Origin of the sequence: Lonsdalea quercina subsp. quercina (assembly GCF_000688655.1) — a bacterium.
Taxonomy (GTDB): domain Bacteria; phylum Pseudomonadota; class Gammaproteobacteria; order Enterobacterales; family Enterobacteriaceae; genus Lonsdalea; species Lonsdalea quercina.
Map to the genome: position 1 here is coordinate 267,577 of NZ_JIBO01000007.1, position 14,144 is coordinate 281,720.

Annotated in this window: 13 protein-coding genes; 4 read left to right on the top strand and 9 right to left on the bottom strand. The window is 55.6% G+C overall.

What is annotated here, in order from left to right; translation table 11 throughout:
• Window positions 1-18: 18 nt before the first annotated feature.
• The 8 genes from RZ35_RS17815 to rppH form a co-directional block, all read right to left on the bottom strand.
• Window positions 19-417, bottom strand: coding sequence for a prepilin-type N-terminal cleavage/methylation domain-containing protein (locus RZ35_RS17815; protein ID WP_051625517.1), 399 nt, complete (start codon window positions 415-417; stop codon window positions 19-21).
• Window positions 404-856 (bottom strand): YgdB family protein, encoded by a 453-nt coding sequence (locus RZ35_RS17820; RefSeq protein WP_235195097.1) that lies wholly within the window; start codon window positions 854-856, stop codon window positions 404-406. The genes RZ35_RS17815 and RZ35_RS17820 overlap by 14 nt, the downstream gene beginning before the upstream one ends.
• Window positions 843-1,442, bottom strand: coding sequence for a prepilin peptidase-dependent protein (locus RZ35_RS08710; RefSeq protein ID WP_026742953.1), 600 nt, complete (start codon window positions 1,440-1,442; stop codon window positions 843-845). Before RZ35_RS08710 ends, RZ35_RS17820 begins: the two co-directional genes overlap by 14 nt.
• The gene (locus tag RZ35_RS08715) at window positions 1,436-1,927 is read right to left on the bottom strand and encodes a prepilin peptidase-dependent protein (protein ID WP_026742954.1); all 492 of its coding nucleotides are present in this window, start codon (window positions 1,925-1,927) and stop codon (window positions 1,436-1,438) included. Before RZ35_RS08715 ends, RZ35_RS08710 begins: the two co-directional genes overlap by 7 nt.
• 268 nt (window positions 1,928-2,195) lie before the next feature.
• On the bottom strand, window positions 2,196-2,990 hold the full coding sequence (thyA, locus tag RZ35_RS08720; RefSeq protein WP_026742955.1) for a thymidylate synthase: 795 nt from the start codon (window positions 2,988-2,990) through the stop codon (window positions 2,196-2,198).
• A 31-nt stretch (window positions 2,991-3,021) separates the two neighbouring features.
• Window positions 3,022-3,888 carry a prolipoprotein diacylglyceryl transferase gene (lgt, locus tag RZ35_RS08725; protein ID WP_026742956.1) on the bottom strand — a complete coding sequence of 289 codons (867 nt, stop codon included), beginning with the start codon at window positions 3,886-3,888 and terminating at the stop codon, window positions 3,022-3,024.
• Between the two features lie 179 nt (window positions 3,889-4,067).
• A complete protein-coding gene (ptsP, locus tag RZ35_RS08730) occupies window positions 4,068-6,314 on the bottom strand; it encodes a phosphoenolpyruvate--protein phosphotransferase (RefSeq protein WP_026742957.1) in 2,247 nt (748 codons plus the stop codon).
• Window positions 6,315-6,325: 11 nt separating this feature from the next.
• Window positions 6,326-6,850 (bottom strand): RNA pyrophosphohydrolase, encoded by a 525-nt coding sequence (rppH, locus tag RZ35_RS08735; protein WP_026742958.1) that lies wholly within the window; start codon window positions 6,848-6,850, stop codon window positions 6,326-6,328.
• A gap of 689 nt (window positions 6,851-7,539) precedes the next feature.
• On the opposite strand from rppH, the gene mutH reads away from it, so the two are divergent.
• The 4 genes from mutH to RZ35_RS08755 all read left to right on the top strand — a co-directional run bounded on the left by mutH (window position 7,540) and on the right by RZ35_RS08755 (window position 10,697).
• Entirely contained in the window at window positions 7,540-8,226 is a 687-nt protein-coding gene (gene mutH, locus RZ35_RS08740) for a DNA mismatch repair endonuclease MutH (RefSeq protein WP_026742959.1), read from the top strand.
• A gap of 80 nt (window positions 8,227-8,306) precedes the next feature.
• Window positions 8,307-9,014, top strand: coding sequence for a TerC family protein (locus RZ35_RS08745; RefSeq protein ID WP_026742960.1), 708 nt, complete (start codon window positions 8,307-8,309; stop codon window positions 9,012-9,014).
• A gap of 317 nt (window positions 9,015-9,331) precedes the next feature.
• On the top strand, window positions 9,332-9,538 hold the full coding sequence (locus RZ35_RS08750; protein ID WP_051625523.1) for a YgdI/YgdR family lipoprotein: 207 nt from the start codon (window positions 9,332-9,334) through the stop codon (window positions 9,536-9,538).
• Window positions 9,539-9,656: 118 nt separating this feature from the next.
• Window positions 9,657-10,697, top strand: a complete 1,041-nt coding sequence (locus RZ35_RS08755; protein ID WP_026742962.1) for an NADP(H)-dependent aldo-keto reductase — start codon at window positions 9,657-9,659, stop codon at window positions 10,695-10,697.
• Window positions 10,698-10,751: 54 nt separating this feature from the next.
• On the opposite strand, the gene RZ35_RS08760 is transcribed toward RZ35_RS08755, so the two are convergent.
• Window positions 10,752-13,853, bottom strand: coding sequence for an autotransporter serine protease (locus RZ35_RS08760; protein WP_051625518.1), 3,102 nt, complete (start codon window positions 13,851-13,853; stop codon window positions 10,752-10,754).
• Window positions 13,854-14,144 lie beyond the last annotated feature (291 nt).

A 14,144-nucleotide genomic window follows, 5' to 3' on the forward strand; every position in this document is an offset into this window, starting at 1 on the left:
CTGACCGTTCGATGCCGATTATGATGTATTCGAGATTGGCTCTTCAGTTTCCGTCAGCGGATAACAAAGCCAACGGGTGAGCGAGGCGGAATAGTGCCGCGGCGTCACCACGGCGGCCGTGACCCGCTGGCATTGCGGGCCATAAGGCTGCACGTTCAATGAACTGGTCCAGCCTTCAGGCAATGACGCGGNGACGGTTTGAACGGGCACGCCTGCGTCCTGCGCCTCTAGCTGCTCATTGACCCACCGCCAGGCCTGACGCTGCTGCCATTGGTACTGTAATGACCGTTGAAGTATTAAATGATATTGCAATAATCCGGTCAGAGAAACTGAGAATAGCACTGCGGCAATCAGCGTTTCGAGCAGGCTGAACCCGCTTTGATTTCCGTCGAACGATAACTTCTTAATGAACGACACAATAACGCGCCTCCGGTTCCGGGCAGAAGTCGAGCCATCCTTGCGACATCGCCTGCAGCAGCACGGCTCCGTCGATCGTCTGCGCCGCGACGCGTTGATACAACCTGAGCGGCGGAGTATCCACCTCCAACTGCCCCTCACCGCGCAGTATGCCCTGATTGCCTGAGGGAGATAAATGCAGACACACCCGCAGATGGTCCATCGAGAGCGTACGGCACTGCCATACATCCCCGTTATCCCGCCAACGTTGGCTGATGCCCCATTCAAGAGACGACAGCCCCTGGTTGTAGGCTTTCCAATAATGCTGCTCGTCCTTGCCCTGTTCTATCCATGTTTCCAGCTGTTTTTGCATACCGACCAGCAGTAACACGCCAAGGGAGATCAGCACCATAACGATCATCAGGGCATTGCCTGACTGGTGACGTTTAGACGGCATCATGATTGCGTCTCCCGACCCATCGCTGCACCTGCTGTTTAATGTGCGGTCTGTCGGTCCAGTAGCCCGAAAGCCCCAGCAGATATAAGGTCCCTCGACTGCCTTGTTGTGAAGAGACATGAAAGCCGGTAATGGTCACCTCATTTGGGTCGAAGAATTTATCCCAGCGCTTTCCCCGGCACCGGGCGTAGCCGGTCTGGACCTCCAAAGCGCCGTTGCGCAGGCGGTAGCTGAAAAATTCGCCCTCAGACCGTTCACCGGGATCCCAGTGACCGCTACGGTTCACGTCGTACGATATCGTCAGGCAACTCTGGGCCGGATTCACGCTGTCGGAGCTCAACGTAATCGCCTCGCTCCGGCAGTTCCCGGCGCAAAACCCCGCGCGAAGGATATCCTTCTCGATAACAGATAAAGCCTGACTGAGCGTCTGCTCAAGACGGAACGCGTTAAGTCCCTGCTGGCTCTGCTTGTTCAGTACAGCAAATAGCTGTACGACTGCGAGAATGATGATGCTGACAATACCGAGCGCCAGCATGACTTCCGGCAAAGAAAAACCGCAGAAGCGACATTTTTTATCCGGCGTCAGCATAAAGGGGTACCCAACAGCGACCGTCCTTCACTGCACAACCTTAATCTTCCGCGCACGGAGAGCACCAATCGGATACGACCCGCCGCATTACCCAAGGTCAAATGGCCCGATTGAGCCGTGTGACGCAGACCAAAGAAGGCAAACTGCTGCGCCGTAGCGTCAACCAGCTCAACGTCGCGGGATGTCGGGATAAAAAAAAGCGCGCTGCCCGCCGGACAGTCGCTGCTTGATGTTCCCGGCCCTACGCACCAACGCTCACCGACACGCTGTATCCGTGCTATCAGCGTTTCGTTACGCCAATTGGCCTGCGTTTGTATCCGCCCCACTACGCTCAGCAACTGCCGGGCATTCTGCTCCAGCAACATCGCCTGTCGATATCCCAACCAGCTGTGTAGCCCTGCGCCGACCAGGAGTGATATCACCGCAATTACCATCACTAACTCCAGCAGGGTGAACCCCTGTTGCCATCCATTGCACTTTTTCATGTCGCTCAGTGTAGCGACAATACCTATTTCCGACAGCAAAATGGTATCGGCTTTGCGCAGCGCCGCGTAGATTTTTTGAAGCGAAAACAGTTTATTACTTTTTAAATGCGAAGCGGTTCGCAAAAACCGTCGCGGACATAAAAAAACCTGTCGGCGAAGCGCCCACAGGATATTTTATGAGTAACCAAGGACGCTGATATCAACGCCGGCGATAACGAGCGATGCCGCCGGCGGCAGGGAAAGAGGCGCTCACGCCCCAAACGAACGACTAGATCGCGACAGGCGCTTTAATTGGCGGATGCGGATCGTAACCTTCGATTTCAAAATCTTCGAAACGATAGTCAAACAGGGAGGCGGGACGACGTTTGATGATCAATTTCGGCAACGGACGCGGCTCGCGGGTCAGTTGTAAATTCGCCTGTTCCAGATGGTTGCTATACAGGTGCGTATCCCCCCCCGTCCAAACGAAATCGCCAACTTCCAGATCGCACTGTTGCGCCACCATATGTACCAGCAGCGCATAACTGGCGATGTTGAACGGTAGCCCCAAAAAGACATCGCACGAGCGCTGATAAAGCTGACAAGAGAGCTTACCGTCAGCAACATAAAACTGGAAGAACGCATGGCAAGGCGCCAGCGCCATCTGATCGAGCTCGCCCACGTTCCAGGCGGAAACGATGATACGGCGGGAGTCCGGATCCTGCTTCAATTGGGTCATCACTCTTTCCAACTGATCGATCTGACGGCCATCCGCCGCGCCCCACGCGCGCCACTGCTTGCCGTACACCGGCCCCAGGTCGCCATTGTCATCGGCCCATTCGTCCCAAATGGAGACTTTATTTTCATGTAGATAACCGACGTTGGTATCGCCGTTCAGGAACCACAGCAGCTCGTGAATAATAGAGCGCAAATGACAGCGTTTAGTCGTGACCAGCGGGAATCCCTGCTGTAAATTGAAACGCATCTGATGACCGAAAATCGACAGCGTACCCGTGCCCGTGCGGTCGTCTTTTGGCGTCCCCTCATCAAGCACTTTTTTCATCAGTTCCAGATACTGTTTCATACTACCTCATTTAAAAATTGAATCGTTGCCATCACTGCCGGGCTGGCTGACGGCGATAAGCCCAAATCATCATCAGAAGGCCTGCCAGCACCATCGGAATCGACAGGATTTGTCCCATGCTCATGATGCCGCTGAAAAGCCCTAACTGCGCGTCCGGCTGACGGAAAAACTCGACGATGATACGAAACATGCCGTAGCCGATCAGGAACAGGCCGGACACACTGCCCATAGGGCGCGGTTTGCGGATAAAGAGATTGAGAATGATAAACAGGACAATCCCTTCCAGCAGCAGTTCATACAGCTGCGATGGGTGNCGCGGCAACACGCCATACTGATTCAGAATAGCCTGCCACTCCGGATGCGTCGCCGCCAGCACGACGTCTTCGCCGCGCGAACCGGGAAACAGCATCGCCCACGGCGTGTCGGTCGTCACGCGCCCCCAGAGNTCACCGTTGATAAAGTTGCCCAGACGCCCCGCGCCAAGGCCGAACGGGATCAGCGGCGCAATGAAGTCGGAGACCTGGAAAAAATGACGTTGGGTGCGGTAGGCGAAGCACAGCATGACGACAATCACGCCGATCAGACCGCCGTGGAACGACATGCCGCCATCCCAGACCTTGAATAGGTACAGCGGATTTTCCAGGAAGCTGGAAAAAGCATAGAACAGCACGTATCCCACGCGACCGCCGATAAACACGCCGAGAAACCCCTGATAAAGCAGGTTTTCAACTTCGTCTTTCTTCCAGCCGCTGCCCGGTTTGTTCGCTCGACGAACCGCCAGCCACATGGCGAAGACAAAACCAACCAGGTACATCAGACCATACCAGTGCAGCGATACAGGACCGATGGAAAAAATTACCGGATCAAATTGAGGAAATTCCAGATAGTTCGTCGTCATCAATCACCACATTCTCGTTGTTTTGTCCCTGATTACGGGCTCGGCCAAAGGCAGGAAAACCGGAGGAACGCCTGCCGCATTTCGCGGTTGCGCATAATAGCATAACGTATCGGGGCTCATGGCGGTGTTGCAGCAAAAGATCTGTAAAACATCGCTTCATGATTTGCGGTGACGCAACGTCATCGGCCGCCGCGGATCAGGCCGCCCAGGCCTCGCTCTTCAATAAACAGCGACGCCCACTGTCGCGCCTCGGTGGCGGTCTGCGCCGTCAGCACTTTTTCCGCTAGCCGCCCCGCCTCGTCCTGCTCAATGTGACGCAGCAGATACTTGATACGCGCCACGCTGCGTCCGTTCATACTCAGCGAACGATAACCCATGCCAATCAGCAACAATGCGCCCATCGGCTCCCCTGCCATCTCCCCGCAGACCGACACCGGCAAACGCTGCTGGCGGCACTGCGTGACGATCAGATTCAAGGCCTGCAACATCGAGGGATGAAGGCTGTCGTACAGAGAGCCAACGTGGGGATTGTTGCGATCCACCGCCAGCAGATATTGCGTGAGGTCGTTCGTTCCCACCGAAACGAAATCAATGCGCGAACTGAGATGAGGCAGCAGGAACAGCATCGAGGGGACTTCTATCATAATCCCGATACGCGGTCGGGGCTGCGTGCAATTCGACATCTCCGCGACTTCCCTCGCCGCGCGCTCGATCAGCCGACGCGCTTCATCGATCTCATCCAGACTGTTGATCATCGGCAGCAAAATATGCAGATTGCCCAGCTCCGCATTGGCGCGCAGCATAGCGCGCACCTGAATCAGGAAAATTTCCGGCTGGTCGAGCGTCACGCGAATGCCTCGCCATCCCAAAGACGGGTTCTCCTCGCTAATTGGCATATAGGGCAAGGGCTTGTCGGCGCCGATATCCAGCGTTCGCAGCATGACCGGATTTTCAGGATAAAGGCGCAGCATGCTTTCATACTGCGCCACCTGCTCATCCTCTGAGGGAAATCCGCTTTGTACCATGAAGGGAATTTCCGTGCGGTACAGGCCGACGCCGTCCACCTGATTGATGAAGCGTTTTTCATGCTCGGCGCTGAGGCCGGCATTAAGCATAACCCGCACCCGCTCGCCGCTTTTCAGCATGGCCGGGCGATTGCCGTCATCTTCCGTCAGCCGGTTGAGCTCCAACTCCTCATCCAGTACGCGCTGATATTCCTGTACCAGCACCGGCTCGGGATCGACCAGTAATTCACCGCGGTAGCCGTCAAGGATCAGCAGCCGCTGATGTAACAAAGCCGGCTGAATATCCGCGTCCATCAGGGTAGGGATCCCCATAGCCCTGACCAAGATTGCGGCATGCGAGTTGGCGGCGCCTTCGTGAACGACGATCCCGGCGAGCCTGTCTTGCGGCAGTTCGGCCAGCAGCGTCGCCGTCAGTTCATCCGCCACCAGAATAAAGCGCTCCGGCCACTGTGCCGTACCCTGAATGCTATCGTCCAGATGAAACAGAAGCCGCTGCCCCAGCGCGCGTAGGTCGCTGGCACGTTCACGCAGATAAGTATCTTGCAGCGAGGCGAATTGCGCGGAAAATCGCTCGATGACCACCTTGACCGCCCACTCTGCCGAACTTCCGGTATCCACTTCCTGGCTCAGCTCTCGCTTTAGCCGGGCGTCATTAAGCAAATGGGAGTAGAGATCGAAAATCGCGGCACTTTCTTTCTGCGCGCTGGCGCTGAAGCGTTTGCTGTAACGACGGAACTCCGCGGCAGCGTTTTCCATCGCCAAGAGCAGGCGCGAACGCTCACGATCGCTATCCAGACTGGACGCAGGGAAAACTTGCTCCAGCGAGGGCTGACTACGGTCCTGCCAGCCGGAGGCGATCGCCNCGCCCGGTGCGGCGGCCAGCGCGTTGATCCGCGTTTGCCGGTATTGCCCAAACAACGCTTTGATTTGAGACTGGGACAGAATGCTCGCCATCTGCGTCGCCAGCGTCACCATGAAAGATTCGTCGTTTTTATCGAACTGTCTCAGTTCCCTTTGCTGCACGACCAAAACGCCCAGCAGCTGACGCCGATGAATAATTGGTACGCCGAGGAAAGAACGGAATTGCTGTTCCCGAACGGCAGGAATGAATTGGAAGCTGGGGTGGCTTTGGGCATCGGCCAGATTGATGAGTTCGGCGCGTTCGCCGACCAATCCGACAATTCCTTGGCTGAAGGCGAGGGTGACAGGACGACCGCGAGGTTTTTTCAACCCCCGAGTCGCCATCAGGTAGTAGCAATGACGATCGTGGTCAGCCAGGTAAATAGAACAAACTTCAGTGTCCATCGCCAGGCAAATTTCGCTGACCAAAATATCCAGCGCATCCGGTAACTGCGCCGTCGCGGCGACTTTTTCAATGACTTCTCGCAGGCGCGTAAGCATGGTGAGCTGAATTATCCTCTCTTACGTCGGGGACTGGATGGCGACCGGGCCGAATGCTCCTGTAATTGAATCACTGAGGAGATAAACTCCTTCATGACCCGTCGGTAGACGTCGCGTTTAAAGGAGACGACCTGTCGCACCGGATACCAAAAGCTAACCCAGCGCCAGCCGTCGAATTCCGGCGTACCGCTGCTTTGCATGTTGATCTCAGATTCATTGCACATTAACTGCAACAGAAACCATTTTTGCTTCTGGCCGATACAGACGGGTTTTGTGTCCCAACGCACCAAACGTTTTGGCAATTTATAGCGTAACCAGCTTCGAGTCGAAGCCAGAATACGCACATCCCTTTTACGCAGTCCGACTTCCTCATACAGCTCACGGTACATCGCCTGTTCCGCCGTTTCACCAGGGTTGATCCCCCCCTGTGGAAACTGCCAGGAGTGCTGGCCGTAGCGGCGGGCCCACAGCACCTGCCCCTGCCGATTACAAATTACAATACCCACATTCGGGCGGTAGCCATCATCATCGATCACCGGACTACCTCGATAAACTGAAATGCTAAGATAACCTGATTGTTTCACACTCCCGGCAGACGGTAAACTCCTGCTTATCATCGTCTTCTTTAATAATAAGAGACCGATAACCCACAGATTGAATCAAAGTTATAAACATCACCCCGCTAAAATCACCGGTTTATTCACTTTTTCTGTGGACATCTTTGTGAAGAACATCCTGAAGAAAGTGCGCAAACCGGTTTTCAACGTTCCACCACCCCATCCAAAACACTCAAAATAGTTCTTGTAATTTATAGAGTTAAATTACTTTTCTACCGTTTATTCCCCACCCCTAACACTGCACAGATTTCAGTCTTTTCCAAAGTGGCGAAATATCACACTACTTAGAGCTTATCCACAATCCCCCTCCCGTTTTATGCCAAAAAACCAGCAAAACCAGCAAATAAAGCCCTCGTCAAGGCTGTAAATGGAAACAGTGCTCCAGAATGATCCTGTTTATCCCAAAAATCTGTGGATAACAGGGTGTAAAATCCTGTTCATTCCCGGTGGCTTATCGTGAACAAGNCTCCTTGCCCCTTTTTTACCTCGAGACCACATAGAAAAAACCGCTGCGTAATCATGCTATTATTATTTTCATTTTATAAATGGAACCACTATAAACTTTCCCCTAACGGGGTTGTTTCTTTTTTGAACAGTCTGGAAAACTTATGAAGCCCCCTGCTCTCCACCGCGATCCACCTCTCGATGAGCTGGATTTACTGCAGCGCGCCCAGTCACTCGCCGGATATAATCTGGCTGAACTCGCGGCGATTGCTGAACTGCCGTTGCCGGCAAACTTAAAGCGGGACAAAGGGTGGACCGGCATTTTGCTTGAGCGTTTTCTGGGCGCCAGCGCTGGCAGCAAACCGGAACAAGATTTTCCCGAGCTTGGCGTGGAGCTGAAAACGATCCCTATCGATGCACGGGGACGCCCGCTGGAGACCACTTTTGTCTGCGTCGCGCCATTAACAGGCAACAGCGGGGTCACCTGGGAGCACTGCCATGTTCGCCATAAACTGACCCGGGTATTGTGGATGCCGGTGGAAGGAGGAAGGCAAATTCCGCTGGGCGAACGTCGCATCGGCGCACCGCTGCTGTGGAGCCCCAGCCCGGAGGAAGAGGAACAGCTGCGTCAGGATTGGGAAGAACTGATGGATTTGATCGTACTGGGCAAGGTGGAAAGCATCACGGCACGGCACGGCGAAGTGCTGCAGCTACGCCCCAAAGCCGCGAACAGCCGTGCTCTCACGGAAGCGGTGGGCGAACACGGACAGCCGATCATGACGCTGCCGCGAGGTTTTTATCTTAAAAAAACCTTTACCGGACCTCTGCTTGCTCGCCACTTTCTGCTTTAATGGCCACTCTTTACTAGCCTGCAACGACAGAGGGCAGACTATAATTATCGCTTGTGTTTTATTTAAGGTGAATTGATAAAATGTTTGACTGGATTGCGGATCCTAATGCCTGGCTGGCGCTTGGCACGCTCACCATTCTTGAAATCGTTCTCGGCATAGACAACATCATCTTCCTGTCTCTGATCGTCGCCAAGCTCCCCAAACACCATCAAAATAAAGCGCGCCGGATCGGTTTGCTAGGCGCGATGTTGATGCGTCTGGGGCTGCTCGCCTCTATCGCCTGGGTGATAAAACTGACCAACCCGTTGTTTTACATTATGGATCAAGCCATTTCCGTCCGCGATCTCATCCTGTTCTTCGGTGGTCTGTTCCTTATCTGGAAATCCAGCAATGAGATCCATGAATCCATTGAAGGCAGCTCGGCAGATCATGACTCAAAGGTGCATTCGTTCTTTGGCGCCATCGTGCAAATCATGCTGCTGGACATCATTTTCAGTCTTGACTCGGTCATCACCGCCGTCGGTTTGTCCGATCACCTGTTTATCATGATGGCCGCCGTTGTGATCGCCGTCGGCGTGATGATGCTGTCCGCGCGTCCCATCGGCGAGTTCGTCGAGCGCCATCCGTCGGTCAAAATGCTGGCGTTGTCCTTCCTGATTCTGGTCGGCTTCACCCTGATTCTTGAAAGCGTGGATGTGCATGTGCCTAAAGGCTACATCTACTTCGCCATGTTCTTCTCTATGACGGTGGAAACCCTCAACCTGCTGCGTGGAAAGAAAGCCGCTTAGCAGCAGTGATACTCGCTTCGTCAGGGGTTTTCCATGCGAAAGTCCTCTGATAAAAGATGCCTCCAACTCATCGTGGAGGCATCTTTTTCAAAGCAACCGGTGCCGCTATAACCTGCGCTGCGGTGCACGAGAAAGAAGCCGGCACCATTGGCGATCCCTCCTTATCAATGAAGACTCTTCGCCGACTAATTTTTTTACATTTTGTCTGGCTCTTCTTTCCATAAATCCCAATAAAACCTGTTACTTCCTTTGCTAAACTTGCCTTAATTTTTCGAACTATTGCCGTTAACAGTAGGTAACTCCCTATGCAATCAATCATGAAAACGCTTTTGGCGTTCAGCGTCATCACCCTAATTGCCGGCTGTTCCAGCCATTATGTCGTCGCCACCAAAGAAGGTCAGGTGCTACTGACCAAAGGCAAACCTCAGGTTGATGAAAGCACGGGCCTGATGATTTTCACGGATGAGGACGGGCACAAGCATGCGATCGACAACAATGATATTTCGCAGGTCGTCGAACGCTAAGGCTAAATGACGATGTTGCGCCAAGAGGCTTTCCACCTTGACGAGGCTTGGTTTATAGTCAATTGAAGGTGTTTTCAAACGCACCTGCTCCTCTTCAAATAAAAAGGAAGCTGGCACAATGCAATACCATCGTATCCCTCATACTGCTCTAGAAGTCAGCGAGCTGGGACTGGGCACCATGACCTTTGGTGAACAAAACAGTGAAGCCGACGCTCACGCCCAACTGGATCACGCCATTGCAGCCGGGGTAAACCTAATTGATACTGCCGAACTTTATCCGGTTCCTCCGCGGCCAGAAACGCAGGGGCTGACCGAAAGCTACATCGGCTCGTGGCTTAAGCAGCGCGGCGGTCGCGAAAAACTGATCATTGCCTCGAAAGTCAGCGGCCCGGTACGCGGCAGCGATCATAACATCCGTCCTCAGCAGGCGCTGGATCGCAAGAATATCCGTGAAGCCCTCAACGACAGCCTGACGCGTCTGAACACCGACTACATCGACCTTTACCAGTTACACTGGCCGCAGCGCCAGAGCAATTTCTTCGGCAAGCTGAACTACAGCTATAACGACGACAAACCGGCTGTGACGCTGCTCGAAACGCTGGAAGCGCTCAACGAGCAGGTTCGGGCCGGGAAAATTCGTTACATCGGCGTCTCCAACGAAACGCCGTGGGGCGTAATGCGCTATCTGCAACTGGCGGAAAAACATGACTTGCCGCGTATCGTCTCGATCCAGAACCCTTACAGCCTGCTCAACCGCAGTTTTGAAGTCGGTCTGGCCGAAATCAGTCAGCACGAGGGGGTGGAGCTGCTGGCCTACTCCGCGCTGGCGTTCGGTACGCTGACAGGTAAATACCTGAACGGCGCCAAACCGGCAGGCGCGCGTAACACGCTGTTCAGCCGTTTTACTCGATACAATGGGCCGCACACCGAGCAGGCCATAGCAGAATATGTCGCGCTGGCGCAGCGCCACGGGCTAGACCCGGCGCAGATGGCGTTGGCGTTTGTCCGACAACAACCCTTCGTCGCCAGCACCTTGCTGGGCGCGACCTCCGTTGAACAGCTGCGCACAAATCTGGAGAGCCTGACGGTCACGCTGGGTGAAGACGTGTTGAACGAGCTGGAAGCCATCCACCAGCGCTTCACCTTTCCTGCCCCGTAACGCGCTTGCGTCACAACAGGGCCAGTATCGGCCCTGTTAATATCCGATACTGGCTCAAAACGTCACACTGAACCGCATACCTACGCCATCGTCGCGGACTTTGCTTCCGTGCATTCCCTGATATCCCAAGGACAGGCGGGCGTGATCACTGAGGTCCGCCGCCAGTCCGGCGTGCATCAATACGGCATTTTTCGGCGTCGCCGCGCCATCAACGTTGAAGTCATCTCCCCCGTGGGTGAAGTGCAACCGCGCCGAACGATTTCGTTCGCTCAGACGACGCTGGTAGCCGATATCCCCGTATAACGAGAAGGGTGTAACGGCGGTGAAACGCATATCGCCGCGCAGTCCCAGCGTCGAAAAAGCCGAAGCGCTATTTTGCGTATTCCATCCCAGTGCCGCTTCGCTGCCGAACTCCCGTCCGCCCGGCGTCTGTAGCCACACGTAAGCCGCGTTGGCATAGGGTTCCAACCCCGAATCCTGCGTGATGGAAAAACGCCGACTGCTCTCGATAAAGCCTTGCGCCTGATGGGCGTGATAGTTCGCGCGAGCCTTGCCTTCCAGATCGGGTATGTGAAGCGTGCGCTGACTCGACAGATCCAGATAGCTGTAGTTTATACCGGTGCGCCAATCCATTCCCGCCAGCTCGCCATCCAGATAGAGCGCCGCATGATAGGCGGTCACATTCGCGCGAGACGCTCTTTCACCCATGCTGATCCGGCTCTTTTCGCTGCCGACCGCGATGCCCAACGCGCTTGACTCGCCCATCTGAGCGCCGCCGCCCAGGAGGAAGCCGTAGCCCTGATGGTCCACCGCCGCCTCGCCAGCCTCACCCGATAATCGCCCATCGTTAGACCAGGTCGTCAGCCAAAGCGGCTCGCCGTGACGGGAACGCATCGCGCCGTTGAGCGCATCACGTACGTTTTGACTACGTTGAACGATGGCCGAGCGCGCAGCCGCATGGAATTCGCCGCTGAGGTTATCGAAAGCATCGCGTGCCGCATCGGCCGACTTCACGTTGGCGATGGCGCTGTNCGCCGCGCCGCCGTTGAGACTGTCGAGCGCGTCGGCCACCGAATGCTGATTGCTTGTTGCCGCCACATCGCTAAAACGTCGGGCGTTGCGCACCGTTTCAAGCCACGCGGCATGGTCGCCATACCCCAAGACGTCGGTAAGAAACGGGGCATCGGCAGATGCGCTCCCGTCGCCGCCGAGCACCAGTTCGTCAAATCGACCGGATACCGAGCCGCTGGCATCAAGCAGCGTATAGCGCGTGCCAAGGGAACTGCGACGTAGATTAATCACCCGCACCGTGCCCGCGAGACTGGCATTTTGCTCGACGATAAGCCTGTCTGAGTGCCCTTGCGCATCAATCTCGAAGTCGTAGATCGATCCCGGCGCGAAACGAACGTTGCCGACGGTTAACGTACCGACGGAAGTACCGGGGGCCAACATGCCGCCCGCGTCGATAGTGACAGAGCCGCCGATTTTGCCGTGTCCTCCCAGCACCGCGCTGGACATAACCCAGACGTCTCCCGCCAGACTCCCGCTGCCTCCGGCGTTTTTCGCCACGACCAGTCTTCCGCCTTCAACAACGGTCGGACCGCGATAGACGTCAGCCCCCGTCAGGTAAAGCGTGCCGTCCCCTTGCTTGCGTAAACCGACGTCCAGATCGTACAACGCGCTGCCCGTATCAGCATTGCGTACCTGAGCGATATCATTGCTCCAGGTGCTGTCGAACCCCTGAGTATCAACGCTATACAGCGCATACCGTCCGCCATAGGCGTCCGAACTCAGATCGCTGTCCGTCAGCCGTTTACCGTCGAGTTTCGCCGGCCCCTGCACCGCCTTATAGGCATTGACGATCCCCTGACCGAACAGCGCCTGATAATCCTCCTGCGACATCAGGGTCATCGTGCTATCGGCGGCGGCCGCCAGAATCGCGGCCTGCACGTCGTCGTCACTCATGCTGTAAAACGGATTATTGAGCTTGAGGGAGTTCACCAGTGCGGCCATTTCCTCGTCGCTAAACGTAATGCCGCCCGTCGCCGCATACACTTTAAGCTCTACGCCCGTCATGTTGAGCGCGCTGTCGACGTTGTTACGCGCCAGCACCACGGCCCGCGGCAGCCGCGCGCCGCTCAGAGGCGTTGCGGTAGACAGCAATACATCAGCCAACTGTTTGCCTGTCAGGTAGGGAAAAGCCTCGCTGACCAGCGCGCCCACGGCCGCCACATAGGGGGCGGAGAATGACGTGCCGCTGAGCGAAGAATAATAGGTCCGATCGTAAGTCGTATAAATATCGACGCCCGGCGCCAGCAAACTGTATTCAGTGGCCCCTTGCGCAAGGTTGCTGAACGAAGCGATAAACGCAGCGCTGGTCGTCGGCTGCCTCGAGTCGAAAGACATCACGCTGATCCAGTTGTTGGCAATCTTGTTCTCGAAGCCGGTCATATCCAATACGGTAGGCAATGCTGACAGCAGCGTCGGCGTCAAATGCCCCTCATTACCGGCGGAGAAAACCAGCAATTGCCCCTGCTCCGCATTGCGCGTCGTCAGCTCCTTGAACCCCGGTATCCAGGTGTCGAATAGCTCGCTTTGAACGTCCGCATCGTAGGAAAACAGCTGATCGGGATAAATATTAAAGCCCCAGCTGTTGTTAACGATCTTCGCTTCGGGGTACTGCGCCATGGTCGCCAGCGCGTTTGCCACGCTCGAGGTCGTTAAGTCGACGCCGAGAGACAAAATATTGGCGTTATAGGCCAAGCCGTGTATGCCGACATTATTTTTTGCCGCACCCACGACGCCGGCTACCGCATATCCATGTCTGTCGTATTCGTCCGGCGTGGATATCCACTGGGTGCCCTCAGCCACGCGCCCCAGAAATTCGGGTCCGCTCAAGTCAGATTGGCTGTCGATAATACCCACCGTGGCTCCGGCGCCGCTGTATCCCAGCGAGTAAGCCTCAGCCGCAAACATCGCGTCCAGCGCGGGGCCATTGTACTGATACTCCCGAGTGCGAAAGGCATCGGCGCTCGCCGCCCCGGCGGAAAATGCGGGCAACAGTAATGACAACGTGACCAAACAGGCCAGCGGCGTCAGTCTGCAACTGTGTTTGTCTTTGTCGCCCGCACGGTGCGGGTTGCGAATTCCCTTCATAAACAATTCCCTGTCAAATGTTGACTCATGGTGACGCGCGGATTGACTCCGGACGCGGCGGTTTACATGACCGCCCCAGGCGTTCTCACCTTGAGTGGGGCGCGCCGCCGGGCGGTTGCCGTAAAAATAGAAATGACGTGATGCGATATGCTGGTCATGAACGGCCCCCTCTCAGCGAAGGAAGGCGTACATCACCCGATATCAGCCAGAGGAATCTGTCGCGTTACGCGAAGGCGATGAGGCGATGGTCCGCCACCAACGAAATTGCCTTTCACACGCCGCAGTCTCCCT

Bases quoted from the DNA above. Each gene is read 5' to 3' on its own strand.
- RZ35_RS17820 (WP_235195097.1), bottom strand. From the start codon at position 856: ATGATGCCGTCTAAACGTCACCAGTCAGGCAATGCCCTGATGATCGTT.
- RZ35_RS08710 (WP_026742953.1), bottom strand. From the start codon at position 1,442: ATGCTGACGCCGGATAAAAAATGTCGCTTCTGCGGTTTTTCTTTGCCG.
- RZ35_RS08715 (WP_026742954.1), bottom strand. From the start codon at position 1,927: ATGAAAAAGTGCAATGGATGGCAACAGGGGTTCACCCTGCTGGAGTTA.
- thyA (WP_026742955.1), bottom strand. From the start codon at position 2,990: ATGAAACAGTATCTGGAACTGATGAAAAAAGTGCTTGATGAGGGGACG.
- mutH (WP_026742959.1), top strand. From the start codon at position 7,540: ATGAAGCCCCCTGCTCTCCACCGCGATCCACCTCTCGATGAGCTGGAT.
- RZ35_RS08745 (WP_026742960.1), top strand. From the start codon at position 8,307: ATGTTTGACTGGATTGCGGATCCTAATGCCTGGCTGGCGCTTGGCACG.
- RZ35_RS08750 (WP_051625523.1), top strand. From the start codon at position 9,332: ATGAAAACGCTTTTGGCGTTCAGCGTCATCACCCTAATTGCCGGCTGT.
- RZ35_RS08755 (WP_026742962.1), top strand. From the start codon at position 9,657: ATGCAATACCATCGTATCCCTCATACTGCTCTAGAAGTCAGCGAGCTG.